Genomic DNA, 25,232 nt, shown 5'->3' with positions numbered 1-25,232 from the left:
ATCGAGTGCGACCAGGCGCCACGTGTCCTCATTGCTGCGTTCCTTCAGCAGCGCGCCTTGCTCGTGGTCGAAAAGCTCGAACGCCAGGTGCACCACACCCCCGCAGCACTGGCCCAGGCTCGGGCCCAGTGCGAAACGCTCCAGCCGGCGCGTCTCGCCTGCCGCCAGCATCGCGCGCGCGACCTGTGCCGCGCGCAGCTCCAGATGCCCGCCGCCGATGGTGCCATGCATGGCGCGCGCATCCACGAGCATCTTCGCTCCCGGCTCGCGCGGCCCGGACCCTTCGACGATCGCCACGGTCACCAGCACCGCGGGCGTTGCGCCTGCTTGTGCCAGCCAGGCTTCCATCATGCGGTCCTTGCCGCCTGCACGGCGGTGATCGCCTTCAGGATCTCTTCGCTGGTCGCGGGCGCGTTCAGCGGCGGGTTGACCTGATGGCCGCCCACGGCCGAAATCGCATCGCGAATGGCAAAGAACACCGAGAACGGCAGCAGCAGCGGCGGCTCGCCCACCGCCTTGGAACGGTGGATCGAGTCGGCCACGTTCGTGTTCTTGAAGAGGCGCACGCGGAAGTCCTGCGGACAGTCCGACACAGCCGGGATCTTGTACGTGGACGGCGCATGCGTCATCAGCTTGCCGCCCGCGTTCCACCACAGTTCCTCGGTCGTGAGCCAGCCCATGCCCTGGATGAAGGCGCCTTCCACCTGGCCGATGTCGATCGCCGGGTTGAGCGAATTGCCGGCGTCGTACAGACAGTCGGCGCGCAGCAGCTTCCACTCGCCGGTCAGCGTGTCGACCACCACCTCGGATACCGCCGCCCCGTACGCAAAATACTGGAACGGGTTGCCGGTCATGGTCGAGGCGTCCCACGACAAGCCTGGCGTGGCGTAGTAGCCGTCGGACCACAACTGCACGCGGGTGAGGTAGGCGGCCTGCACCAGCTCCTTGAACGGCAGCTCGCGGCCATTGACGAACACGGTGTCGGCCGCAAAGCGCACGTCCTCCGCATTGCCGCCATGCGCCCTGGCCGCGAATGCCGCCAGCCGCTCGCGGATCTGGCGCGCCGCGTCCTGCGCAGCCTTGCCGTTCAGGTCCGCGCCGGTCGAGGCGGCCGTGGCCGAGGTGTTGGCGACCTTGCTGGTGTCGGTGGCGCTGATGCGCACGCGTGCCATATCCACGCCCAGTTCGTGCGCCACCACCTGCATCACCTTGGTGTTGACGCCCTGCCCCATCTCGGTGCCGCCGTGGTTGACCAGCACCGAGCCGTCCACATAAACGTGCACCAGCGCGCCGGCCTGGTTCAGGTGGCTCACGTTGAACGCGATGCCGAATTTGACCGGCGTGAGCGCCAGTCCCTTCTTGAGCACCGGGCTGGCGGCATTGAACGATTCGATGGCGTCGCGCCGCGCGCGGTATTCGCTCGATGCTTCCAGCTCGGCCACCAGTTCGTGGATCACGTTGTCCACGACGCGCTGCCCGTACGGGGTAAGGTCGCGCTCGCCGACGCCGTAGAAATTGCGCTTGCGGATGTCCAGCGCGTCGCGGCCCAGCTTGCGCGCGATCTCGTCGATCACGTATTCGAGCGCGATCGCGCCCTGCGGTCCGCCAAAGCCGCGAAACGCCGTGTTGGACTGGGTGTTGGTCTTGCCGCAGGCCGCGCGAATCTCGACGTCGGACAGGTAGTAGGTATTGTCGAAATGGCAGACGGCACGCGTGGCCACCGGCCCGGACAGGTCGGCCGAAAACCCCGCGCGCGACACCATGTCGACCTTCGCCGCGATGATCCGGCCCTCGTCGTCGTAGCCGACCTCGTACTCGTAATGGAAGCAGTGGCGCTTGCCGGTGACGAGCATGTCGTCGTCGCGGTCCGCGCGCAGCTTGACCGGGCGCTTGAGCCGCGCCGCCGCCACTGCCGCTGCCGCCGCCCACAGCGCCGACTGCGATTCCTTGCCGCCGAAGCCGCCGCCCATGCGCCGGCATTCGACCGCAACGTGATGCGAGTGCAGGCCGAGCGCATGCGCGACCACGTGCTGCATCTCGCTCGGGTGCTGGGTCGAGCACAGCACCTGCATGCCGTGGTCTTCCTTCGGAATCGCGTAGGCGATCTGGCCCTCGAGGTAGAACTGCTCCTGGCCGCCGACGTACAGCTGGCCGCTGACCTTGTGCGGCGCGCGCGCGAAAGCCGCGGCCACATCGCCCCGCACCAGCCGCATTGGCGGCAGCACGTAGCTGTGCGCGGCGCGCGCGGCTTGCGGCGTGAGGATCGCGGGCAGCTCTTCATACGTCACCTGTGCCAGCCGGGCCGCGCGGCGTGCGTTGTCGTGGGTGTCCGCCACCACGACGAAGATCGGCTGGCCAACATACTGCACCAGCCCATCGGCCAGAATCGGGTCGTCATGGATGATCGGGCCGCAGTCGTTGGCGCCGGGGATGTCGGCAGCCGTCAGCACTGCCACCACGCCGCGGCTCGCGCGCACGGGCGCCAGGTCGATCGCCGTGATGCGCGCGTGCGGCTTGCTGGACAGGCCAAGCGCAGCATGCAGCGTGCCGCGCACTTCCGGGATGTCGTCCGTGTAGTTGGCCTGGCCGAGCACATGCAGCGCGGCCGACTCGTGCGGCTGCGCCACGCCAACCGCCGTCCACCCAGCCGTCTGCAATACCGAAGTACCTGCGTCGTTCATACGTTCCCTCCCAGCGCGAACGCATTCACTGCCTCGCGCGGCAGCGGATCGGCCGGTCGCGTCTCGAGCCAGAAGCGGCGCAGCAGGTTGCGCGCCGCCTGCATCCGGTATGCGGACGAGGCGCGCATGTCGGTCAGCGGCGCGTAGTCCCGTTCCAGCGCCGCCATTGCCTCGGCCAGCACGTCCTCGGTCCAGGCGCGGCCGGCCAGCATGGCTTCGGCCGCGGCAGCGCGCTTCGGCGTGGCGGCCATGCCGCCGAACGCAATGCGGGCGCGCGTGATGCGCCCTGCTTCCAGCGTGATCGCGAACGCCGCGCACACCGCCGAGATGTCCTGGTCAAAGCGCTTGGACAGTTTGTAGGTCCGCAGCCGCAGCCCGGCATACGGCAGCGGCACGCGCACCGCCTGCACGAACTCACCAGGGCGCAGGTCCTTCTGCTGGTAGCCGAGGTAGAAGTCTTCCAGCGCCAGCACGCGCTCGCCATCGGGGCCGCGCAGCACGACCTGGCTGTCCAGTGCGATCAGCCATGGCATCGAGTCGCCGATCGGCGAGCCGTTGGCCACGTTGCCGCCCAGCGTGCCGGCGTTGCGGATCGGGAGCGAGGCAAAGCGCTGCCACAGCTCGGACAGCTCGTCCGGATAGTGGCGGCACACGGCCGCGTAGGCGTCATTGAGCGTGGCCCCGGCGCCGATCTCGATCATGCCGTCGCGTTCGGCGATCCGTTTCAGCTCCTCGACCTGGCCCAGGTAGATGATGTCGTCCAGCTCGCGCATCTGCTTGGTCACCCACAGGCCCACGTCAGTGGAGCCGGCCAGCAGCAGCGCGTGCGGGTAGTCGGCGCGCAGGCGCACCAGTTCGTCCAGTGTGCGCGGCGCGTGGAAGCGCTTGCCCGCGCCGGCGTAGTCGAAGCCCGCATCGCGCTGCAAGCCGCGCAGTTGTCCCGCTAGTGCATCGCCATCGAAATCCACCCGCGGCAGCTCGGTCATGCGCTGCGCCGCGTCGATGATGGGACGGTAGCCGGTGCAGCGGCACAGGTTGCCGGAAAGCGCATCGTCGATCTGCGCGCGGGTCGGCGCCTTGCCGTCGTGCTTGAGGTACATGCCCCACAGGGACATGGCAAAGCCGGGCGTGCAGAAGCCGCACTGCGACCCGTGGCATTCGACCAGCGCCTGCTGCACCGGATGCAGCATTCCGTTCGGCTGCTGCAAATCCTCCACCGTGAACAGCGCCTTGCCGTCCAGCGTCGGCAGGAACTGGATGCACGAGTTCACCGTCTTCAGTTCCAGCTGCCCGTTTTCGATCGAGCCCACCACCACCGTGCACGCGCCGCAATCGCCTTCACCACAGCCTTCCTTGGTGCCGGTGCAATGCAAGTCCTCCCGCAGGTGCTGCAGGATCGTGCGCGTGGGCGCTGCATCGTTCACTTCATGCACTTCGCCCCGGTAGTAGAAACGGATCGGATCTGACATTGTTGTCTCGCTTTTAACCCAAGGCGCAAGGTTAACATCCGTCCCCGATGAGCTTATATTGACGAGATGATGTAACTTATATTTGCTTCACTATATGCCAGTACTTAGCCTTTGTAAGGATGCGCCGATTTCCAGTGCCTGGCGATATCGATCCGGCGCGTGATCCAGACATGCTGGTGCTGCAGCACGTAATCGAGGAAGCGCGCCAGCGCAGCCGCGCGCGCCGGGCGTCCCGCAAGGCGGCAGTGCAGGCCGATCGACAGCATCTTGGGCCGGTCCAGGCCGTGCGGATCGCCCTCCTGGTACAGCACGTCGAAGGCATCCTTCAGGTAGTCGAAGAACTGGGTGCCCGAGTTAAAGCCCTGCATGGCGGCAAAGCGCATGTCGTTCGTGTCCAGCGTGTACGGCACCACCAGGTGCGGCCGGGTCTGGCGGCCGCCGGCGGCGTCCACATAATCCACCCGCTCCCAGAACGGCAGGTCGTCGCCGTAGTGGTCGGCGTCGTACTCGAAGCCGCCGTGCTCGACCACCAGCCGGCGCGTGTTGGGCGAGTCGCGCCCCGTGTACCAGCCCAGCGGCGGCGCGCCGGTCAGTTCGCGGATGATCTCGACCGCCTCGCGCATGTGCGCGCGCTCGGTGGCCTCGTCGACGTTCTGGTACGAGATCCAGCGCAGACCGTGGCAAGCGATCTCGTGGCCCAGCTCGCGGAAGGCGGCGACCGCTTCGGGGTTGCGCTTCAAGGCCATCGACACGCCAAAGACCGTCAGCGGCAAATGGCGCTGTTCGAAGATGCGCAGCAGCCGCCACAGCCCCGCGCGCGAACCGTATTCGTAGAGCGATTCCATGCTCATGTGCCGCATCGGGAAGGCCGCCGCGCCGACGATCTCGGACAGGAAGGTCTCGGACGCGGGGTCGCCGTGCAGCACGTTGTTCTCGGCGCCCTCTTCATAATTGAGCACGAACTGCAGGGCGATCCGGGCCTGCCCGGGCCACTTTGCATGCGGTGGAGTGCGGCCGTAGCCGATCATGTCGCGCGGGTAGTTGTCGTAGGTGGTCATTGGTGCGGGCCTGGAGCGGGTATATCCCCGATCATATATTGTCAGAAGCACATCGGTATATGATCGGTCGCATAAGTCATTTCATGTTTTCTATATAGGGACAGGCGATGGGAAAACTCAGCACCCATGTACTCGACACCGCCCACGGCAAGCCGGGCGCGGGCGTGAAAGTGGAACTGTACGAAGTGGGCGCGGCGGGCCGGCGACTGGTGAAGACCGACACGACCAACCAGGACGGGCGCTGCGGCGCGCCGCTGATGGAGGGCGAGGCAATGCGCGCCGGACAGTACGAGCTGGTGTTCCATGCAGGCGACTACTTTGCCGGCCAGGGGGTCCAGATGCCGCAACCACGCTTCATCGACCGCGTGACCATTGCCTTCGGTATTGCCGATGCGGCCCAGAACTACCATGTGCCGCTGGTGGTCACGCCGTGGTCGTACTCGACCTATCGCGGCAGTTAGCCAGCAGGACGCTCTGATATAGCCAAAGTTGCTATCCTTGCCCGTAGGGTGGGCAGGTCTCCTGCCCACGCGTTCAAGCGGCACATGAACAGTCTGAACGCATGGGCGGAACCCCGCCCCCCACCGGTCGGGAGAAACCATTGTCCTTGCACATCGTCCATTTCATCGGCCCCATCAACCAGCACTCGGTGTGCACGGTGCGCAACCTGTGCCTGCAGGCGCTGCAAAGAGGGGCCAGTGAGATCGAGCTGCACATGTCCACCGAAGGCGGCAACATGACAGCCGGCTTCGCGCTGTATTTCTTCCTGAAGTCGCTGCCGCTGCCGCTCACCACCCACAACATCGGCAGCGTCGAATCGGTCGGGGTGCCGATCTTCCTTGCGGCCGGCAAGCGCTACGCCTGCCCGGGCACGCGCTTTCTCGTGCATCCCCTGCACTGGGGCTTCGGCAACCTTGTCGCGGCGGATCACTCGCGGGTCTCGGAGTGGCGCGATTGCCTCGATTTCGATGCCGAGCGCTACGCCCGCATCTTCGAGGAAGCGACCGACGGCGCGGGGCTGAAGGCCAACATCCGCGGCAACCTGACCGGCAACGCCCGCATCTTCGACGCCGAGCAGGCGCTGGAAGCGGGCATCGTGCACCAGGTGGTGCAGGCAAGGCTGCCGGAGGCAGGAACAACCTCGCATTGGTGGAACTGACACGGTCATGGAGCGCTCTGGTGTTGCTTCGGCAAACTTGCACACCTATTAAGCTTGACTTAGAATCGGCCTCTGCGGCTTCGCTTTTGATCCGCCCAGTGCTGGCAAGCAATGCTTTGCGCATTGCCCCAGAATTCCCTTTTCCTTTACGGTGAGCCTTGGATACCGTACCGCTTTGGGTGCTTGTCCTTGCACTCGTCTTCCTGATTCTCTGCTCGGCCTTTTTCGCGATGGCGGAAACGGCCCTGATGGCAGCCAACAAATACCGCCTGCGCCACCTTGCCAAACGCGGCAACCGGGGCGCGATCACGACGCTGTGGCTGCTCGACCGCACCGACAAGCTGCTGTCGCTGGTGCTGATCGCAAACACCGCGATCAACGCCATGGCCACCGCGCTGGTCACCGCTATCGCCATTTTGTTCTTCGGCCACGAGGAAAGCGTGATCACGGTGGCCACCGCCGTCGTCGCCTTCCTCCTGATCGTGTTTGCCGAAATCTCGCCCAAGGTCATCGGCGCCACCTATCCGGAAAATATTTCGCTCGGCGCGAGTTTTATCCTCAAGGCACTGATGAGCGTGGCCAAGCCGGTCATCTGGTTCGTCAACCTGTTCGTCGCAATCATCCTGCGCCCGCTGGGCGTGCGCGCGGGGGCCAATGCGCACCAGCACCGGCTGTCGCCCGAGGAACTGCGCTCGATCGTGCTGGAGGGCGGCAATTTCATCCCGCAAAAGCACAAGAGCATCCTGCTCAACCTGTTCGACCTGGAAAAGATTTCGGTCGAGGACATCATGACCCCGCGCGCCCAGATCGAGGCGATCAACCTCGCGCTGCCGATCGAGGACATCAAGAACGAGCTGGCCACCTGCTACCACAACAAGCTGCCAGTCTATGAAGGCGAGATCAACAAGATCGTCGGCATCCTGCACGTGCGCAACGCCGTCGGCCTGCTGAACCTGGCCGAGGAACTCGAGGTCGAACACATCCGCGAACTGCTGACCGAGCCCTATTACATTCCGCAGGACACGGGCGTGTTCACCCAGCTGCAGTATTTCCAGGAAAACCGCGAGCGGCTCGGCATCATCGTGGACGAGTACGGCGAGGTGCAGGGCTTGGTCACGCTGGAAGACATCATCGAGGAGATGATCGGCGACTTCACTACGTCCATGCCGGGCGCGGGCGGCAGCGACGGCTTCGCGTGGAATGCGCAGGGCGAGTGCCTGCTCGAAGGGACCACGCCACTGCGCGACATCAACAAGCGCCTCGGCCTGAACCTGCCCACCGACGGGCCGAAGACAGTCAACGGCTTGCTGCTCGAACTGCTGCAGGAGATTCCCGACGCGCCGATTTCGCTCAAGATCGGCAATTGCGTGATCGAGGTGGTGCAGGCGCAGGACCAGGCGATCAAGGTGGTCAAGCTGTTGCGGCCGGCGGGACGGCGCCAGCAACTGGCCGCTTGATCCGTAGGGTGGGCACACTGTGCCCACGCGGAGATACGTACCGTGTGAGCGGCCGTAACGGCTGCACGAGCGATTCGTATCACCGCGTGGGCACAAGTGCCCACCCTACGCCCGCCACCGCGTTGTCGAACTGCCAGCTCAGTTGACCTTATGCAAAGCCCTGCCCGCTTGCGCGCCGCACCATAGCCATTTTGTCTGCGTGGCAGGAGCGCATCTTCCCGCGCTGCAACGCTTTACAAATATTTTTCCCAAAGGCATCATCCAAGAGTCCGTCCGGGCGGCTTTGGCCCTGCCCGGCGTTTTTTCCGCCACTGGTTTTGTAAAACGGCTCTTATGGCAGCAGTCCTCCCTACCGCGACTACAGGTACGCCGATGTCCGGCCTGGCCCGCGCGCTGGTGCAGGCGGGGCGCCTGACCATGCCGCAGGCCGACGCGCTGCAAAAGGCCGCGAGCGCGGAAAAGGTCCAGTTCATCGACGCGCTAATCGCGAGCAAGAGCATCGACAGCGCGTCGCTGGCGAGCTTCTGTGCCGAGACCTTCGGCTATCCCCAGCTCGACCTGTCCGCGTTCAACCCGGGCGCGATCCCGTCCGGCGCGATCGACGCCAAGCTGATGCAGGCGCAGCGCGTGATCGCGCTGGCCAAGCGCGGCAACAAGATGTCGGTGGCGCTGTCGGACCCGACCAACACCCAGGCGCTCGACCAGATCAAGTTCCAGAGCGAGGCCACGGTCGAACCGGTGATCGTGGCGCACGAGTCGCTGCTCGCGCTGCTGGCAAGCCTGAGCAAGAGCGCGGAGGAGGCGCTGAACGAGCTGGCCGGCGAGGATGCCGAGATCGAGTTTGCCGAAGAGGAAGCCCAGCAGGCGGCCGCGCCCGAGCCGCAGGCCGAGGTCGAGGACGCGCCGATCGTCAAGTTCCTCAACAAGATCCTGATGGATGCGGTCAACCTGGGCGCCTCGGACATCCACTTCGAGCCGTACGAAAAGTTCTACCGCATCCGCATGCGGGTGGACGGCGTGCTGCGCGACCACGCCCAGCCGCCGCTGGCGATCCGCGACAAGCTGGTCTCGCGCATCAAGGTGCTGTCCAAGCTCGACATTTCGGAAAAGCGCGTGCCGCAGGACGGCCGCCTGCGCCTGATCGTCTCGCCGACCAAGACCATCGACTTTCGCGTCTCTACCCTGCCCACACTGTTCGGCGAAAAGACCGTGATGCGTATCCTGGACTCGACCCAGGCGCAGATGGGCATCGACTCGCTCGGCTATGACCCGGACCAGAAGGCGCTGCTGCTGGACGCGATCCAGCGGCCGTACGGCATGGTGCTGGTGACCGGCCCGACCGGCTCGGGCAAGACGGTGTCGCTGTACTCGTGCCTGAACGTGATCAACAAGCCGGGCATCAACATCTCGACCGCCGAAGACCCGGCCGAGATCAACCTGCCCGGCGTGAACCAGGTCAACGTCAACGACAAAGCGGGCCTGACCTTCGCCGCCGCGCTCAAGTCCTTCCTGCGCCAGGACCCGGACGTGATCATGGTCGGCGAGATCCGCGACCTCGAAACGGCCGACATCGCGATCAAGGCCGCGCAGACCGGCCACATGGTGTTCTCCACCCTGCACACCAACGACGGCCCGTCCACGCTGACGCGCCTGATGAACATGGGGGTGGCACCGTTCAACATCGCCTCGTCGGTCATCCTGATCACGGCGCAGCGCCTGGCGCGCCGCCTGTGCAGCTGCAAGCAGCCGCTCGAGACCGAGCGCGAGGCGCTGCTGGCGGCGGGCTTTCGCGAGTCCGACCTGGAAGGCGACTGGAAACCGTACGGCCCGGTCGGCTGCGAGCGCTGCCTGGGGTCGGGCTACAAGGGCCGGGTCGGCATCTACCAGGTGATGCCGATCACGCCGGCAATTGAAAAACTGATTCTCGCAAACGGCAACTCGATGCAGATTGCCGCGCAGGCCGAGGCGGAGGGCGTGAACTCGCTGCGCCGCTCCGGGCTGATGAAAGTGAAGCAGGGGCTGACCAGCCTCGAAGAAGTGCTCGGCTGCACCAACGAATAAGGAACCCATGGCCACTTCCGCACCATCGCGCAGCGCCGCCGGCGCCACCAAGGAAACCGTCTTTGCCTGGGAAGGCAAGGACAAGTCCGGCCGCACCGTGCGCGGGGAAATCCGCGCGGCCAGCGAATCGATCGTGAACGTCACGCTGCGCCGCCAGGGCGTGCTCGTCACCAAGGTCAAGAAGAAGGCCTACCGCGCCGGGAAGAAGATCACGGACAAGGACCTGACCATGTTCACGCGCCAGCTCGCGACCATGATGAAGGCCGGCGTGCCGCTGCTGCAATCGTTCGACATCGTTGGCCGCGGCCACGCCAACCCGTCGATGGCCAAGCTGATCATGGACCTGCGCTCCGACGTCGAGACCGGCACGGCACTGAACAACGCCTTCCGCAAGTACCCGCTCTACTTCGACGCCCTGTTCTGCAACCTGGTGGGCGCCGGCGAGCAGGCCGGTATCCTGGAAGACCTGCTGGCGCGCCTGGCGGTGTACAAGGAAAAGACGCTCGCGCTCAAGGCCAAGATCAAATCGGCGCTGATGTACCCGTGCGCGATCCTGGCGATCGCGTTCGTGGTCACGGCGGTGATCATGATCTGGGTGGTGCCGGCGTTCAAGCAGGTGTTCTCCAGCTTTGGCGCCGACCTGCCTGCCCCGACCCTGATCGTGATGGGCATCTCGGAATTCTTCGTCAAATGGTGGTACCTGATCTTCGGGTCGCTGTTCGGCGCGCTGTACTTTTTCTTCCAGGCGTGGCGCCGCTCGGTCAAGGTGCAGAACGCGATGGACCGCCTGCTGCTGCGCCTGCCCGTGTTCGGCGACGTGATACGCAAGGCCACCATCGCGCGCTGGACCCGCACCCTGGCCACCATGTTCGCGGCCGGCGTGCCGCTGGTCGAGGCGCTGGACTCGGTGGGCGGCGCGTCCGGCAACTTCGTGTACGTCGAGGCGACCAAGCGCATCCAGAACGAGGTGTCCACCGGCACCAGCCTCACGGTCGCGATGCAGAACGCCGACGTGTTCCCGAGCCTGGTCACCCAGATGGTGGCGATCGGCGAAGAATCGGGCGCGTTGGACGGCATGCTCGGCAAGGTGGCCGACTTCTTCGAGGAAGAGGTGGACGAAGCCGTCGCATCTTTGTCGTCGCTGATGGAACCGCTGATCATGGTCGTGCTCGGCGTGCTGATCGGCGGCCTGGTGGTCGCGATGTACCTGCCGATCTTCAAGCTCGGCTCGGTGGTGTAAGCTCCGTCCTGTAGGTTCTCAGGATACTTCGCAGTGTCTCAAAAAACTTCGAGGTGAATTCGCAGAGTTCTCAGATTGTTCGCAGTAGCTTCTGCTCACCGTGCGCACGCACAAACTACTGCGCCGCAACGCAGGCTGAGCTCAACTAAGTGAGAACCCTTTAGTTGGGCAAGGAAGACTGCGGGGCCAACTACGTTAATCTGCGATAAGGCCGCTGCGACCTTCCCCCCCAATGCCTGCCTGCAGGCTTCCCTACTTCGCCCGCAAAAAACGCCAGATTTTGTGAGGCCTTAGATCAGCCTAAGCTTGGCCGGAAGATCTTTATTCTTGCCTGGCATCGTGCGCCGGCACGCATTGGGGCGATAGAGCGCCAGGCCTTACCCGCACCGGTTGCGGCCCCGCGCGTTTTTCTAATCGCCATTTTTAAGTGTGGGTGACGACCGCAAGAAACTCCCCTTTGCGATCCCTCATACGATCTGCCTGTTGTCTTCTTGCTCTTTACGGATCACAATAGTTCAATAGAACCAGACATGGCACTGCTAAGCCGCGTCGAGAAATGGCGGTATTAGCGGCAAATAGAATCGCCAAACTCTGGCATGCATTAACGATGTTGTTTTTTTGTGACGGAGCTTCCAAATGCTCCGAGCAACAGGCTCGAGATATATGCTCGCTCTCCTGACATACCTCCGGCGGACAACAACAATTGGTCGCGATGCCAAATTGTATCGTCGGCGATAACAAGCGTCCGTAGGCCTTAGGTTGCCGAGTCCTTCGTTGGTTATCCATAACGCGACTTATTGAGTTAGAGGAATAGATGATTACAGAAATGTTGGTGACGAATGGCGGTTTTAGTTCTCCCATAAAGATAGCGCCAGAGACATCTAACGACGGTCGTTGGACAACAGTTATAATTGGTGAAAACGGCTCTCGCAAAAGCTTGCTCCTCCGCCTCATAACGGAATTTGCACTAGGCGGCTCACGTTACAACTCACGTGGGAAATCAATAACATTCGCGCCAGAAGGGGCGCGACGACTGCCGACCAAAATAATCGCCATCTCCGGCACGCCGCTCGATCGCTTTCCGCGTGCGGGTAATTTGAACGTTAAAGCGATACGGCGCACCAAAAGGTATCGCGATCGATTTGTTTATCTCGGCCAGCGAGCGAGCAATGGAATGTCTGGCGTTGCTCAATGCGAGAGAACTTTAGTAGCAGCGGTGATTTCAAATCGGCATCTTCTTCCGGAGCGAGGCGAATTCTTGGCTTCAGTCTTCAAGAAGCTGGGGCTAATGGCAACCTTGCGCATTACGTTGATCGTTGCGGACGATGAAATTTACGAAGCGGCCCTTCGGCGAAGTTCAAAGACCTTTGTCTCTTTGGTATCAGCAAAGATCAAGGATGAGGTCGAACGTCTCTTACGAACGGGTGATCATGACGAACGGCTTGTTGAGGCGAAAGGAATCATTGATGAGATGGTGACCAAAAATCGAGCCGTCGCGTTGATGGATCGATTGGGCCAGTTGGAGGGCCGGGCACCCACAATAACCCTTTCTATCGGTCCCGGTCGTAGCCGATCCAACGGCCTAAAGATGGCGGAATGGGAAGCACTTCTTCGCTTTGGAATTGTTGAAGTGCAAGAAACTAGGTTCTGGAAGTTGTCCGAAACAAACGAAGGGAAGTTACAAAAGCTTGATATTTCAGGGGACGATTTGAGCTCCGGGCAATGGAATTGGTTAAGCAGCTTTGTAGGGTTGTCATTGGAGTTAATCCCTGGAACGCTTGTATTAATTGATGAACCTGAGAATAGCTTGCATCCCGATTGGCAGCTTGATTACGTACCCGTTCTTGAATCTATTTGCCGTGAGTCTGCCAAATGCCAAGTCATCATTGCAACTCACTCTCCGCTAATTGCTTCAGGTGTCGCGCCGCAATGGGGCAATGTCACTATGTTGAAGAGAACGATGATCAAGGGAAAACCGCTAATTGAAGCGGTCGAACTCGACTCTTCTTATGGCTGGACAGCAAGTGACGTTTATGAAAAGGTGTTCCAGACGCCTCCTCGAGCTCGAGATTTCGGCGTGAACGCGGCGCGCGCACTTGAAATTATCAAAATCGGCGTTCCTGTGGAGTCGGAAGAAATGGATTTTCTTTCGGAGTACCTCCTCCAAGACGCCGAGATGTTGCCGCCATATGATCCGATGCGAGACGTCTTACTACAAGTGCGCACATCACTCTCGCGCTTGAGCAACCCGGGGAACACCTAGATGCAGATGTTCGAGCGTTTGATTCTCGAGGATGCCGACAAAGATCTTTTCAAGAGCGTCCGAGCTTTGAAAGACAGCGAATGGTCGACCGATTTCACGGAGATCGTTTCGTTGCGGCGCAGGTTGTTGATTCTTCAAAAATGGCGATGTGCTTACTGCCAAAATCCGATACAAGCCGACGAAAATGGGCATCGCGAACTGGATCATATACTCCCGAAAGGGGCGTCACCTTGGAACAGTCCCGCAAAGCGTGTGAGCAATCAATTTGACGATAGACGCCATACGAATGGGTACCCGAATTTCAGATTCGAACCAAGAAATCTCGTAATCGCTTGCAAGGTTTGCAATAACAATAAGGGAACCTTCGATGCCTTGAAGGACCGCCGAAGAAGCATCGTGAGATATCCTTCAGCCGCTCGCGTTTTATGGGTGAGCCCGCATGAACATAGTTATTCGGACCACGTTAGATTGAACACATCCTGTTGGACTTACACCGAGTTGACCGACGAGGGCAAGTATTTAATTGAGACGTGCAAGCTTTCTGATATTAATAACTTAACGGAGTTATGTAAGTTACGAGCTAGTGCCCTCATGGCGCGAGCAGACGGTTTCCCTCATGAAGTTCGCACACTTGCTAATAGCATTTCTACAAAAACCCAGTCCATTGAAGCATCCGTGGACGTGTTAATTGAGAAATACCCAGGATTAGACCGTACTGAAGCGAATGATTTACTAAAGATTACCGCCAACTCTATGAAATCGATTGATCTGGCCGAGTTGGAGAAAGCTAATCGGGTATTAAGAGCAGCAACTTTACGGCTGGGCGGCGGAACGTAACAAAATTCCCCGGAAAGCACCCCTCAGCGCCACAATGAAATTTGACAGGCGCGTTGCCTTTTCGCCGTAGTGGACGAGGTAAACCTGCGGCTCCACGGCCGGAACGAGCGCGACGGGAGCCGTCCGTCGTTCCATCACCAATTGTTCGTTCTAATGAATAACAGTGTTTCAATCTTGGTGCGCTGCGGGCGCCCGATTGATAACAGCTAGATTTTCCGACTGCACGACGATCTCGATGTTCAGAGAAAGGCTGATCAATCTGAGCGCGGCCAGCTCATCGACATGCGAAAACGAGTGTAGTGCGTCGTCCCGCTCTCTTCCGGAAGACAGCTCCCTACTGGCCGCCGGCAACTGGACGTCCATGCTCGAGCGCGCGTCAACGATGTCTTGCAACATCACATCTAGCTAGCCTCTCCTGGTTCGCTATTTGTAAGAACTCGGAAGTTTATGAGAAAAAGTACTGCCGCCTGCGTGAGAAGAGGCAGGAAAATCCTCTAGAGATATATGAATGTTAGTGCGAGATATGCTGGGTTCCAACGCTCCCCTTTTTCTTCTCCTGCTTCCTCAGCGGCCCGGCAAACGCACCCAAGCGGTGCGCTTCCCGGGCTGTTTCCCGTGGGTACTTTTGGTACCTATTTGATGGACATCAAGTACACACAAGTTGCAGCGCTGCTAACCTCGCGGCCATTCGAATGCTGCCGTTCAGCATGCCGTGCCACACAAGGTTTAAGAGGAAGCCATGCGACGCAACCTGCCAGTGACAGACGTTGAGTACGTCCTGAAAGATCACGAGACAATTGTCAGCAAGACTGATCTCAAGGGAAAAATCACCTACGCCAACCAGGAGTTCATCGACATTTCCGGCTTTTCCGCCGAAGAGTTGCTCGGGTCTCCGCACAACCTGGTGCGCCACCCGGACATGCCGCCCGCGGCGTTCGCGGACATGTGGGCGACGTTGAAATCCGGCAAGGCGTGGTCGGGCCTGGTGAAAAACCGCTGCAAGAACGGGAACTTCTATTGGGTGCAGGCGAACGCGGCGCCGCTGTACGAAAACGGCCAGCTCGTCGGTTACACCTCGATCCGCAGCAAGCCGGCGCGTGAACAGGTCGAGGCCGCGCAGCAGATCTACCACGCAATCAACGCCGGCAGCGAAGACATCCTGATACGCGAGGGCGCCGTGATCCGGCGCAGCTGGCGCACCCCGCTGTCGCGGCTGGGGCAGTGGTCGGTCCGCGCCAAGATCATGGCCCCACATCTGCTGCTGGGAGCGATGTTTGTGCCAAGCGTGCTGTCGGACGGCGCCGGCACTGGCCTGCGCGTTGCCGGCGTGCTGGGCATCACCATCTGCGCCGTGTCCGCCGCATTGCTGGTGCGCGCCGTGCTGCGGCCGCTGCAAAGCCTGCGCGAGGACGTGGCACGGATGAGCAGTGGCGACATGGCCGGCCACATCCGCGTCGATGGCAAGGACGAGGCGGGACAGCTGGCCGAAACGCTGCGGGTGCTGCAAACCAACGTCAAGGTGCTGATCGGGCAGATCCGGGAAGCGACCTTGGTGGTGGCACAAGGTACCGCCGGCATCGCCTCGGGCAATGCCGACCTGGCCGCGCGCACCGAGGGGCAGGCGGCAGCGCTGGAAGAGACGGCTGCGTCGATGAACCAGCTCACTTCCACCGTCAAGGGCAACGAGGACAATGCGCACCGCGCGCAAGCCGAGATCGCCACCGCCGCGCAGATGGCGGGCAAAGGCGGCCAGGCCGTGAGCGAAGTGGTCAACAAGATGCAGCTGATCCGCGAAAGCTCGCGCCGGATCGAAGAGATCATCTCGGTGGTGGACGATATCGCGTTCCAGACCAACATCCTGGCGCTCAATGCCTCGGTGGAGGCGGCACGCGCGGGCGAACAAGGCCGTGGTTTCGCGGTCGTGGCCGCCGAAGTGCGCAACCTGGCACAGCGCTCGGCGACCGCGGCCAAGGAAATCAAGCACCTGATCCGCGACGCCTCGGGGCACGTGGACGATGGCGCAAGCTCGGTCGAGCAGGCCGGCCAGACGATGGAGCAGATCGTCGGCCAGGTCGAGCGCGTCGCGCTCTACATGAGCGACATCTGCAGCGCCAGCCGTGAGCAGAGCCAAGGCATCGAGCAGGTCAACCAGGCCATCATCCAGATGGACGGCGCGACCCAGCAGAACGCCGCGCTGGTGGAACAGGCGGCGGCATCCTCGGCCCAGATGCGCAGCCTGGCCGAGGAGCTGGCGCGCCTGGCCGCCTGCTTCCGTCTGCACCAGGCGGCCGAGGGGCAGGTGCTCGACATGCCGCAGCGGGCCAGCGCAGGCAACACGGCGCCGGACGGCGCGGCAGACCAGCGCAAGGCTGCCTGAGCCGCGCGCGCTTTGCCGTGACGCCGTGCTCCGCGCGCGGCGAACCTTAACTCAGGACAGCCGCAAGGCCGTCTGCAACTGGCGCCCGGCCCGCGCCAGCGCGTTGCGCGCGAGGTAGCGCACGGTGTGCAGCGGCCGGCGCCGGTCGTAGCCGTTCTTTGCCATTCGCTGCGGCAGGAAGAAGCGGCTGAACACGCCCAGCGCCTGCGCATGCGCGGTGCGAAAGCGCCCGTTCACCTGGGTCGTGTCGAAGCCGTATTCGTTCTTGAACAGGAAGGCGGCGTTATTCGAGCTCATCGCCACGTGGAAGGCCGCGTCGCGCTGCAACACCTTCCACCCCTGCCGGTACGAGACCTGCACCGTCTGCTGCAGGTCGGACACATGGATCACCAGCGGCTGGATGCGCCGCGCAAATTCCAGCGCCGCCGGCAGCCCGTGCAGGCTTTCGGCCATCGACGATCGATACTTGAGGAAGGCAGACTTGATGTCGGCCAGCGGCACTTCGGGCGCCGCCGGCAGCAGGCGCGTGCGCTGGTCAAGCCGCCCGGTCCAGTGCGCCAGCGCCAGCTCGTGCTCGCGCGTGAGGCTGGCCGCGCTGTCGCTGTCCAGGTCCACCGTGCTGCCCGGCCGTAGGAACCGGATCGTGTGCGACCAGCGCGACAGCGCAGGCGCGGCCACGATGTCCTGCGGCGTGTTCTGCTGCTCGTTCAGGTAGGCGTTGTCCGTTGCGCTGAAATACACGAACGAGGCAAACGGCACGGTCACCCTGGGCTTGAGGTGCTCCAGCTGCAGCGCGATCCGGCCGATCTTTTCGCGCGCGGCAGCGCGGTGCAGGCTGGACTGCCCCGGATTGCCGACCCAATTGGCATACCCGAACTGCGTGAACAGATAATCCACCCGCGGCGCCAGCGCATCCAGCCTGGACTTGACGGCCCGGCAGTGCTTGTCGGTGGTCAGCGCGCAGTCGTTCAGGTTGACGATGGTGCGCCCGCCGCTGTTGATCAGGCACCAGGAGTCGCCATCGCTGAACGGGAACACTGTGATCCGCATGTCGTGCCCGAGCGCGACCGCCACGCCTTCTTTGCACTCGGCCACGTCCAGGCCGTTCTTGCGCAGGTAGCCGACCACGCGCTTGTCCAGCGTGTGCTGGAACAGGAAGGTGGCGATGCCGCGGAACTGTTCCTTGAATTTCTTGAGGAAAGGTATCGAGAAATGGTCCGGGTGCTCGTGCGAAAACCAGATGAAGACCGGCAGGCCCGCCTTGTTCAGGCGCGCGATGAGCGCCTCGCTGCTGGTGGACTGGTCGAGCAGGCTCCAGCCGTTGTTGAAGGCCGGGCCTTCCAGCCATGGATCGACCAGCAACAGGGCGCTGTCGTTTTCGACGATGAAGCTGGCGTGGTTGACGAAGCTGAGGCGATTTCGTTGCATGATGGCGTCCCAGGGTCAGATGGCGATGAATTTACCGCCGTGAAAGCCGAGCGGCTTGGTCGGGTTGACGTGGCAGCGCTCGACCTGGCCGACGAAGATGACGTGGTCGCCCTCCAGGTAGCGGCTGCGGTTGCGGCACTCGAACCACGCGGCCACGCCGGGCAAGATGGGCATGCCCTTGTCGGAACACAGGTAGTCGAGCGCCTCGAAGCGGTTGCCCACGTTGCGCGAAAAACGCAGCGCCAGGTCGAGCTGGCTGGCGGCCAGCACGTTGACGGTGTAGTGCGATGCGGTGCTGAAGGCGGCCATGCTGCGCGCCGTGTTGGCCAGGCTCCACAGCACCAGCGGCGGCTGCAGCGAGACGGAGTTGAACGAATTGACGGTCAGCCCGTGCAGGTTGCCGTCCGGTGCGCGGGTCATCACCACCGTGATGCCGGTCGCAAACTGCGACAGCGCGGCGCGGAAATAATCGGTATCGAAATCGGGAGCCAGTGCCTCCCCTGCTAACGTAGTCATGGACCGCCCCGATGCAGTTGGCATGAGTGCAGCGTAGCGGGGCCGGGCGCCGGTACGGCTGATCTCGGACAAACGGGTTCGATCTGTCGGCGGCGCCCGCTCAACAAGGATGAGCCCGCTAAACCCGGCTTCGCCAAACCAGCCAAAACCCCCTACAATAAGATTGATTACAAGAATTATTTCTCGACCAGACTGGAGCCGTATGCCACCGGAATCGCTACTCTTCGCCGCGCCCACCTCGCTTGCGCCGACCATCGCCGCGGTGGTGCTGGGACTGTTGATCGGCAGTTTCCTGAACGTGGTGATCCACCGCATCCCGGTGATGATGCAGCGCGAGTCGGACAACTACGTCGCGCACGAGATGGGCAAGGAGCTGCCGCACACCGACCGCTTCAATTTGATGGTGCCGCGCTCGCGCTGCCCGCATTGCGGCCACCAGATCACGGCGCTGGAAAACATCCCGGTCATCAGCTGGCTGGTCCTGCGCGGCAAGTGCAGCGCCTGCAAGGCCCCGATTTCGGCGCGCTACCCGGCGATCGAGCTGCTCACCGGGCTGCTGTCGGGGCTGATGGTGTGGACCTTCGGCAGCGGCTGGATGGGCCTGGCCACCCTGCTGTTTACCTACCTGCTGGTGGCGATGACCTTCATCGACTACGACACCCAGTTGCTGCCGGACGACCTGACCTACCCGCTGCTGTGGGCCGGGCTGCTGCTGAACCTGAATGGCACCTTCGTGCCGCTGGCCGATGCGGTGATCGGCGCGGCGGCCGGTTACCTGGCGCTGTGGTCGGTGTACTGGCTCTTCAAGCTTGCGACGGGCAAGGAAGGAATGGGCTATGGTGACTTCAAGCTGCTCGCGGCGCTGGGCGCCTGGCTGGGCTGGAAGGCGCTGCCGACCATCATCCTGCTGTCGTCGGTGGTGGGCGCGCTGGTCGGCATCAGCCTGATCGTCTTTGCCAAACGTGGGCGCGACAAGCCGATCCCGTTCGGCCCCTACCTGGCGGCGGCGGGCCTGATCGCCCTGCTGTACGGCGGCCCGATCGCGCGCTATACGCAGACCCTGTTGGGTGCCTGAACCGTCAATGGAACCTGGCCAAGGAAAACTGTTCACCGTCGGCCTGACCGGCGGCATCGGCTGCGGCAAGACCACCGTGGCCGACCAGTTTGCCGCCCGCGGCGCCTCGGTCATCGACACCGACCAGATCGCCCACGCCCTCACCGCGCCGCACGGCGCCGCCATGCCCGCCCTGCTGGCCGAGTTCGGACAGGAATTCGCCACCGCCGACGGCGCCCTCGACCGCGCCCGGATGCGCAACCTCGTATTTACCGACCCGGGCGCACGCACGCGCCTGGAAGCGATCCTGCACCCGAAGATCCGCGAAGCGACCATTGCGGCGGCTGCGATCGCCACCGGCCCTTACGTCATGTTCGTGGTGCCGCTGCTGATCGAGTCCGGCACGTGGGCCGGGCGCGTCAGCCGCATCCTGGTGATCGACTGCCCCGAGGAGCTGCAGGTGCAGCGGGTGATGGCGCGCAGCCGCCTGCCGGAGGGCCAGGTGCGGGCCATCATGGCGGCGCAGGCGAGCCGGCAACAGCGGCTGGATGCGGCCGACGACGTCATCCTGAACGACGATGGAATGGAGCTGCTGGCCCCCCAGATCGAGCGCGCACACGCGTTCTACCTGGCCCAGGCAGCCAGAATGGCAACAATGTAACGTCAGAGTTTGTAATTTTGCGCCGCTTGGTTCAGAATCACGGGGTTGCTCGCCAGCCTACATTCAGAGGAATGTTATTTTGATCGTCTACGAATACCCTTTCAACGAGCGCATTCGCACGTTGTTGCGGCTGGAAGACCTGTACGAGAAGTTCAAGTTCTTCGTGCATCAAGAGCACGCGATGCAGCATCACGTGGCGCTGTCGACGATCTTCGACATGCTGGAAGTGGCTGGACGAGCCGACCTCAAATCCGACCTGCTGCAGGAGCTGGAGCGCCAGAAGCAGAGCCTGCTTTCCTACCGCAGCAACCCGAACGTGGCCACCGAGGCGCTGGACGCCGTGCTGGCCGAGCTGGACGCGGTCAGCAGCGCGCTGGTCAACGCCCAAGGCAAGACCGGCCAGAACGTGCGCGACAACGAATGGCTGATGAGCATCCGGGGCCGCACGATCATCCCCGGCGGCGCCTGCGAATTTGATCTACCCTCTTACTACGCATGGCAAAAGCGCCCGGCCGAGCAGCGCTTCCAGGACATCATGAACTGGTTCGCGCCGCTGACCCCGCTGTTCGACGCGCTCGGCCTGGTGCTGCGCCTGCTGCGCGACTCGGGCCGTCCGGTCAAGATGATCGCGGTGGCCGGCAGCTACCAGCAAATGCTGCAGGGCAAGGTATACCAGATGCTGCGGCTGTCGCTGGACGAAACGCTGGGCGCGATTCCCGAGATTTCGGCGAACAAGTACATGCTGTGGGTGCGCTTTACCACCCAGGGCGGCGACCTGAAGCCCAAGTCGCTGGAAGAAGACGTGCCGTTCGAGCTCACGCTCTGCAACTTCTGAGGTTTTTGCGATGACCGTTGTCTCCTGCCCGACCTGCGGCAACAAGGTCGAGTGGACGGAAAAGAACAAATACCGCCCGTTCTGCTCCGAACGCTGCAAGCAGATCGACCTTGGCGCCTGGGCCGAGGAAAAGTACACCATCCCCGCTGCCAATCCCACCGACAAGCAGGACGATCCGCTGGCGGACGAGTAAGCCCGTTCCACCCGGCTTCGGTAGGGTGGGCGCTCGGCTGGGCACTGCCCAGCCTCTCCCTGCCCACGCGTTCAAGCAACGCCAGCACCGCGCGCGAATCGCATATCCACATGATTCCAGCGCATTTGTTAAAAGTCGCCGGAGTCATCATAATGAGACGGGCTGCCAGCGACCACATCATTGGTCGTCCGCGCTATTCAATCCAAGGATAGTCTTTCACCGGCCGGGATCTTTATCGATGAACTTCCAGACGTTCGACCTGAACCTGCTCCGCATTTTCGATGCGGTCATGACCGAGCAAAACATCACTCGCGCCGCCGAGCGCTTGTCCACCACCCAGCCGGCCGTTTCGAACGCACTCAAGCGCCTGCGCGAAGCAGCCAACGACGACATCCTGGTGCGCACCGCGCGCGGCATGAAGCCGACCCCGCGCGCCGAAGAACTGTGGCCCACGGTGCGCGCCGCGCTGGCCAGCCTGGAAAACGTGCTGGCGCCGGAGCACTTCGACATCTCCACCGCCAAGGCCAGCCTGCGCATCGCGATGGCCGACTCCACCGCCAACCTGCTGCTGCCGCAGCTGATGGAGCGCATTCGCAAGCAGGCGCCGGGCATCGACATCCGCATGATCCCGCTGCCCGGACGCGACCCGCGGCCGATGCTGCTCAACGCCGACGCCGACCTTGCGGTCGGCTCCTTCCCCGGCATTGTGGCGCAGCTGCGCGAAGGCCAGCAGCGCGACGTGACGCTGCACCACCTGCGCCTGTACAGCGGCGAGCCGATGTGCATCATGCGCAAGGGGCATCCGCTGGCGGACCAGGAACTGACGATCGACCGCTACTGCGAGGCGCTGCACCTGCTGGTGAGCTTTTCCGGCAGCCCGTCCGGGCCGGCGGACGACGTGCTGGCCACGCTGGGCAAGTCGCGCCGCATCGCGCTGACGGTGAACCAGTTTTCCACGGCCTTCCACATGGTCGCGTGCAGCGACCTGATCGCGGTGGTGCCGCATCACCTGATCGAGGCGTCGAACTTCGCCGACCAGCTGGAGGTGAAAGTGCTGCCGTTCCAGCTGCCCATCGTGTACGTGGACATGCTCTGGCACGAGCGCGACATGCGCCATCCGGTGCACAAGTGGGTGCGCGAGACGGTCACGCGCATTCCGGCGGTGTCGGAGCACGACTGAGCCCCCCTGCTACGTCGTCCCCGCGCAGGCGGGGACCCATGGACCGTTTGCAGCACCAGACCAGCTGATCGCGTGTTTACTGGCTCAGCATGGGTCCCCGCCTTCGCGGGGACGACGTGCTTTCTTTAGCAGTGCTGCTTACGCCGCGACCACGATCCCGCTCGGCACCTGCACCGGCTTGTTGATGCTGCCGTAGCGGTCCATGAACAGGCCTTCGAGCGAGATGTCCGGCTGGCGGCCCGACAGGATGTCGGCCGTCACGCGCGCCGAGCCGCAGGACATGGTCCAGCCCAGCGTGCCGTGGCCGGTGTTGAGGAACAGGTTGCGGTACGGCGTGGGGCCGACGATCGGCGTGCCGTCCGGCGTATTCGGGCGCAGGCCGCACCAGAACTCGGCCTTGGACACGTCGCCGCCTTGCGGGAACAGCGAGGTCACCGAGTGCTCCAGCGTCTCGCGGCGGGCCTGGCGCAGGGTCAGGTCAAAGCCGGTCAGCTCGGCCGTGCCACCCACGCGGATGCGGTCGCCCAGGCGCGTGATCGCCACCTTGTAGGTCTCGTCCATCACCGTCGATTCCGGCGCGCCGCTGGCGTCAAGAATCGGCACCGTGATCGAGTAGCCCTTGACCGGGTACACCGGGATCTTGATGCCGATCCGGCGCAGCAGGAAGGGCGAATAGCTGCCCAGCGCCAGCACGTAGTGGTCGGCCTTGAGCTCCCCTTTCGAGGTCTTCACGCCGACGATCCTGTCGCCTTCGGTGACCAGGTTCTCGATGGTGACCTCGTGGCGGAACGTGACGCCCAGCTCCTTGGCCATCTCGGCCAGCTTCTGGGTGAACTTGAAGCAGTCGCCAGTCTCGTCGCCCGGCAGCTGCAGGCCGCCGACAAAGCTGCCGCGCACTTTGGCCAGCGCCGGCTCGGCCAGCTCGCAACCCTTCGGGTCGAGCACGTTGTACGGCACGCCCGACTGCTGCAGCACGGCGATGTCGGTGGCGGCGGCATCGAGCTGCTTCTGGGTGCGGAACAGCTGCAGCGTGCCCATCGCACGATCGTCGTAGGTGATGCCCGTGTCCGCGCGCAGCTGCTTGAGCACGTCGCGGCTGTACTCGGCGATGCGCACCATGCGGCGCTTGTTGATCTCGTAGCTCTTGTGGTTGCAGTTGGCGAGCATCTGCAGCATCCAGCTCCACATGTCCGGATCGAACCTGGCGCGCACCACCAGCGGGCTGTGCTTCATCAGCAGCCACTTCACGGCCTTGGCCGGCACGCCGGGGCCGGCCCACGGCGTCGCATAGCCCGGCGAGATTTCGCCGGCGTTGCCATAACTGGTCTCCATGCCGGCAGCCGGCTGGCGATCGATGACGGTCACCTCGTGGCCAGCCTTCGCCAGGTAATACGCGGAAGTCGTGCCGATGACGCCACTACCCAAAACGATGATTTTCACAGCGGTCCTTCAACAGATTGGTTAACTGCCTGCCTTGCATAGCGCAGCTGATCGAGCCATTCAAGCAAGGGGATGGTTGCGGGAAGCAGCGGGGTCACCGCCACTTGCCCCTGCCACGCAAAGGCCTGGCCTTCCAGGCTTTGCGGTTCGCCGCGCCATTCGCGGCTGATGAAAAAATGCAGGCGCACGTGCGCATGCGGATATACGTATTCGACGCCGCACCACTCTTCGGCCGAGATGACCTCGATGCCGAGCTCCTCGACGAATTCGCGCTTGAGCGCGGCCAGGATGTCCTCGCCCGGCTCCACTTTCCCGCCCGGGAATTCCCAGTAGCCGGCGTACGGCTTGCCGTCCGGCCGCTGGCCGAGCAGCACATCGCCGTTGGGACGCAACAGGATGCCGACCGCGACATCGACCGGCCGCTTCGCTTCAACCATCGGCCTGCCCGTCCGCCAGTTTGCCGGCATAGTCCTTGGCGAACTGCCAGGCCACCCGGCCCGAGCGCGAACCGCGCTGCAGGGCCCAGCGCAGCGCGTCGGCGCGCGCGCCCTCGATCTGCTGCGGCGTGCAGCCGAAGCTGCCCAGCCAGTGCGCCACGATGTCGAGGTAATCGTCCTGCTTGAACGAGTAGAACGACACCCACAGCCCAAAGCGCTCGGACAGCGAGATCTTCTCTTCCACGGTTTCGCCGGGATGCAGGTCGCCATCGTCGCCGTGCGTGTAGCCGGCGTTGTCCGACATCTTCTCCGGCATCAGGTGGCGCCGGTTCGAGGTTGCGTAGATCAGCACGTTGTCCGACTGCGCGGCGATGCTGCCATCGAGCGCCACCTTGAGCGCCTTGTAGCCAGCCTCGCCTTCTTCGAACGACAGGTCGTCGCAGAAGATCACGAAGCGCTCCGGCCGGCCGGCCACCAGGTCCACGATGTCCGGCAGGTCGGCCAGGTCGGCCTTGTCCACCTCGATCAGGCGCAGGCCGTCATCGGCGAACTGGTTCAGGCAGGCCTTGATGAGCGAAGACTTGCCGGTGCCGCGCGCGCCGGTCAGCAGCACGTTGTTGGCCGGCTTCTTGCGCACGAACTGGCGGGTGTTCTGCTCGATCGCCTGCTTCTGCGCTTGCACGTGCTGCAGGTCGTCGAGCCGGATGGTGGAGGCATGCAGCACCGGCTGCAGGTACTTGCCGCCGCCGCTCGCGCGCTTGCGCCAGCGGAAGGCAACGCTGCGCTTCCAGTCCGGCTCGCGCGGCACCGGCGGTGGCAGCATCGCCTCCACGCGCGCCAGCATGGCCTCGGCGCGCTGCAGGAACTGTTCGAGCTGGGACATGGG

21 protein-coding genes and 1 pseudogene are annotated in these 25,232 nt (G+C 63.3%); 13 read left to right on the top strand and 9 right to left on the bottom strand.

Annotated elements, in window-relative coordinates; all coding sequences use genetic code 11:
- Window positions 1–192: 192 nt before the first annotated feature.
- The 4 genes and pseudogenes from NX774_RS23515 to puuE all read right to left on the bottom strand — a co-directional run.
- Window positions 193–348: pseudogene (locus tag NX774_RS23515) on the bottom strand (XdhC family protein); the annotation flags it as partial.
- Window positions 348–2,681 (bottom strand): xanthine dehydrogenase molybdopterin binding subunit, encoded by a 2,334-nt coding sequence (gene xdhB / locus NX774_RS19520; RefSeq protein WP_258823946.1) that lies wholly within the window; start codon window positions 2,679–2,681, stop codon window positions 348–350. The pseudogene NX774_RS23515 and the gene xdhB, both read right to left, overlap by 1 nt.
- Window positions 2,678–4,150 carry a xanthine dehydrogenase small subunit gene (gene xdhA, locus NX774_RS19515; protein WP_258823945.1) on the bottom strand — a complete coding sequence of 491 codons (1,473 nt, stop codon included), beginning with the start codon at window positions 4,148–4,150 and terminating at the stop codon, window positions 2,678–2,680. Before xdhA ends, xdhB begins: the two co-directional genes overlap by 4 nt.
- A gap of 104 nt (window positions 4,151–4,254) precedes the next feature.
- Window positions 4,255–5,208 (bottom strand): allantoinase PuuE, encoded by a 954-nt coding sequence (gene puuE / locus NX774_RS19510; RefSeq protein WP_258823944.1) that lies wholly within the window; start codon window positions 5,206–5,208, stop codon window positions 4,255–4,257.
- 107 nt (window positions 5,209–5,315) lie between these two features.
- Here puuE and uraH point away from each other — a divergent pair, with 107 nt between their 5' ends.
- The 8 genes from uraH (at window position 5,316) to NX774_RS19470 (ending at window position 16,602) form a co-directional block, all read left to right on the top strand.
- Window positions 5,316–5,669, top strand: a complete 354-nt coding sequence (gene uraH, locus NX774_RS19505) for a hydroxyisourate hydrolase (protein WP_258823943.1) — start codon at window positions 5,316–5,318, stop codon at window positions 5,667–5,669.
- Between the two features lie 140 nt (window positions 5,670–5,809).
- On the top strand, window positions 5,810–6,367 hold the full coding sequence (locus tag NX774_RS19500; protein WP_258823942.1) for a ClpP family protease: 558 nt from the start codon (window positions 5,810–5,812) through the stop codon (window positions 6,365–6,367).
- A 158-nt stretch (window positions 6,368–6,525) separates the two neighbouring features.
- The gene (locus tag NX774_RS19495) at window positions 6,526–7,824 is read left to right on the top strand and encodes an HlyC/CorC family transporter (RefSeq protein WP_258823941.1); all 1,299 of its coding nucleotides are present in this window, start codon (window positions 6,526–6,528) and stop codon (window positions 7,822–7,824) included.
- 372 nt (window positions 7,825–8,196) lie between these two features.
- Window positions 8,197–9,885, top strand: a complete 1,689-nt coding sequence (pilB, locus tag NX774_RS19490; protein ID WP_258823940.1) for a type IV-A pilus assembly ATPase PilB — start codon at window positions 8,197–8,199, stop codon at window positions 9,883–9,885.
- Window positions 9,886–9,892: 7 nt separating this feature from the next.
- Window positions 9,893–11,125, top strand: a complete 1,233-nt coding sequence (locus tag NX774_RS19485) for a type II secretion system F family protein (protein ID WP_258823939.1) — start codon at window positions 9,893–9,895, stop codon at window positions 11,123–11,125.
- A gap of 814 nt (window positions 11,126–11,939) precedes the next feature.
- Window positions 11,940–13,388, top strand: coding sequence for an AAA family ATPase (locus tag NX774_RS19480; RefSeq protein ID WP_258823938.1), 1,449 nt, complete (start codon window positions 11,940–11,942; stop codon window positions 13,386–13,388).
- On the top strand, window positions 13,389–14,225 hold the full coding sequence (locus NX774_RS19475; protein WP_258823937.1) for an HNH endonuclease: 837 nt from the start codon (window positions 13,389–13,391) through the stop codon (window positions 14,223–14,225).
- Window positions 14,226–14,964: 739 nt separating this feature from the next.
- Entirely contained in the window at window positions 14,965–16,602 is a 1,638-nt protein-coding gene (locus tag NX774_RS19470) for a methyl-accepting chemotaxis protein (protein ID WP_258823936.1), read from the top strand.
- A 51-nt stretch (window positions 16,603–16,653) separates the two neighbouring features.
- Here NX774_RS19470 and NX774_RS19465 read toward each other — a convergent pair whose 3' ends face one another.
- Both NX774_RS19465 and NX774_RS19460 read right to left on the bottom strand, forming a co-directional pair.
- On the bottom strand, window positions 16,654–18,030 hold the full coding sequence (locus NX774_RS19465) for an MBL fold metallo-hydrolase (RefSeq protein ID WP_258823935.1): 1,377 nt from the start codon (window positions 18,028–18,030) through the stop codon (window positions 16,654–16,656).
- A gap of 15 nt (window positions 18,031–18,045) precedes the next feature.
- The gene (locus tag NX774_RS19460) at window positions 18,046–18,546 is read right to left on the bottom strand and encodes a flavin reductase family protein (RefSeq protein ID WP_258823934.1); all 501 of its coding nucleotides are present in this window, start codon (window positions 18,544–18,546) and stop codon (window positions 18,046–18,048) included.
- Window positions 18,547–18,748: 202 nt separating this feature from the next.
- Here NX774_RS19460 and NX774_RS19455 point away from each other — a divergent pair, with 202 nt between their 5' ends.
- The 5 genes from NX774_RS19455 to NX774_RS19435 all read left to right on the top strand — a co-directional run bounded on the left by NX774_RS19455 (window position 18,749) and on the right by NX774_RS19435 (window position 22,469).
- Entirely contained in the window at window positions 18,749–19,621 is an 873-nt protein-coding gene (locus NX774_RS19455) for a prepilin peptidase (protein WP_258823933.1), read from the top strand.
- A 7-nt stretch (window positions 19,622–19,628) separates the two neighbouring features.
- Window positions 19,629–20,261: a dephospho-CoA kinase gene (gene coaE / locus NX774_RS19450; protein ID WP_258823932.1), complete on the top strand. Its 633-nt coding sequence runs from the start codon at window positions 19,629–19,631 to the stop codon at window positions 20,259–20,261.
- A gap of 79 nt (window positions 20,262–20,340) precedes the next feature.
- Window positions 20,341–21,096, top strand: a complete 756-nt coding sequence (gene zapD, locus NX774_RS19445; RefSeq protein WP_258823931.1) for a cell division protein ZapD — start codon at window positions 20,341–20,343, stop codon at window positions 21,094–21,096.
- A gap of 10 nt (window positions 21,097–21,106) precedes the next feature.
- Window positions 21,107–21,289, top strand: a complete 183-nt coding sequence (gene yacG / locus NX774_RS19440; RefSeq protein ID WP_258823930.1) for a DNA gyrase inhibitor YacG — start codon at window positions 21,107–21,109, stop codon at window positions 21,287–21,289.
- Between the two features lie 238 nt (window positions 21,290–21,527).
- Entirely contained in the window at window positions 21,528–22,469 is a 942-nt protein-coding gene (locus NX774_RS19435) for a LysR family transcriptional regulator (protein WP_258823929.1), read from the top strand.
- Between the two features lie 138 nt (window positions 22,470–22,607).
- On the opposite strand, the gene NX774_RS19430 is transcribed toward NX774_RS19435, so the two are convergent.
- Genes NX774_RS19430 through NX774_RS19420 form a run of 3 tightly spaced genes read right to left on the bottom strand, consistent with a single transcriptional unit; the run spans window position 22,608 to window position 25,229 of the window.
- On the bottom strand, window positions 22,608–23,909 hold the full coding sequence (locus tag NX774_RS19430) for a D-amino acid dehydrogenase (RefSeq protein ID WP_258823928.1): 1,302 nt from the start codon (window positions 23,907–23,909) through the stop codon (window positions 22,608–22,610).
- Window positions 23,906–24,346, bottom strand: coding sequence for an NUDIX domain-containing protein (locus NX774_RS19425; protein WP_258823927.1), 441 nt, complete (start codon window positions 24,344–24,346; stop codon window positions 23,906–23,908). Before NX774_RS19425 ends, NX774_RS19430 begins: the two co-directional genes overlap by 4 nt.
- Window positions 24,339–25,229 carry an ATP-binding protein gene (locus tag NX774_RS19420; RefSeq protein WP_258823926.1) on the bottom strand — a complete coding sequence of 297 codons (891 nt, stop codon included), beginning with the start codon at window positions 25,227–25,229 and terminating at the stop codon, window positions 24,339–24,341. The genes NX774_RS19425 and NX774_RS19420 overlap by 8 nt, the downstream gene beginning before the upstream one ends.
- Window positions 25,230–25,232: the final 3 nt, after the last annotated feature.

The sequence above is a fragment of the Massilia agilis genome (genome assembly GCF_024756255.1).
Taxonomy (GTDB): Bacteria; Pseudomonadota; Gammaproteobacteria; order Burkholderiales; family Burkholderiaceae_D; genus Telluria; species Telluria agilis.
The sequence above is the reverse complement of the archived record's forward strand: the minus strand, read 5'-3'. Positions and strand labels throughout refer to the sequence as shown.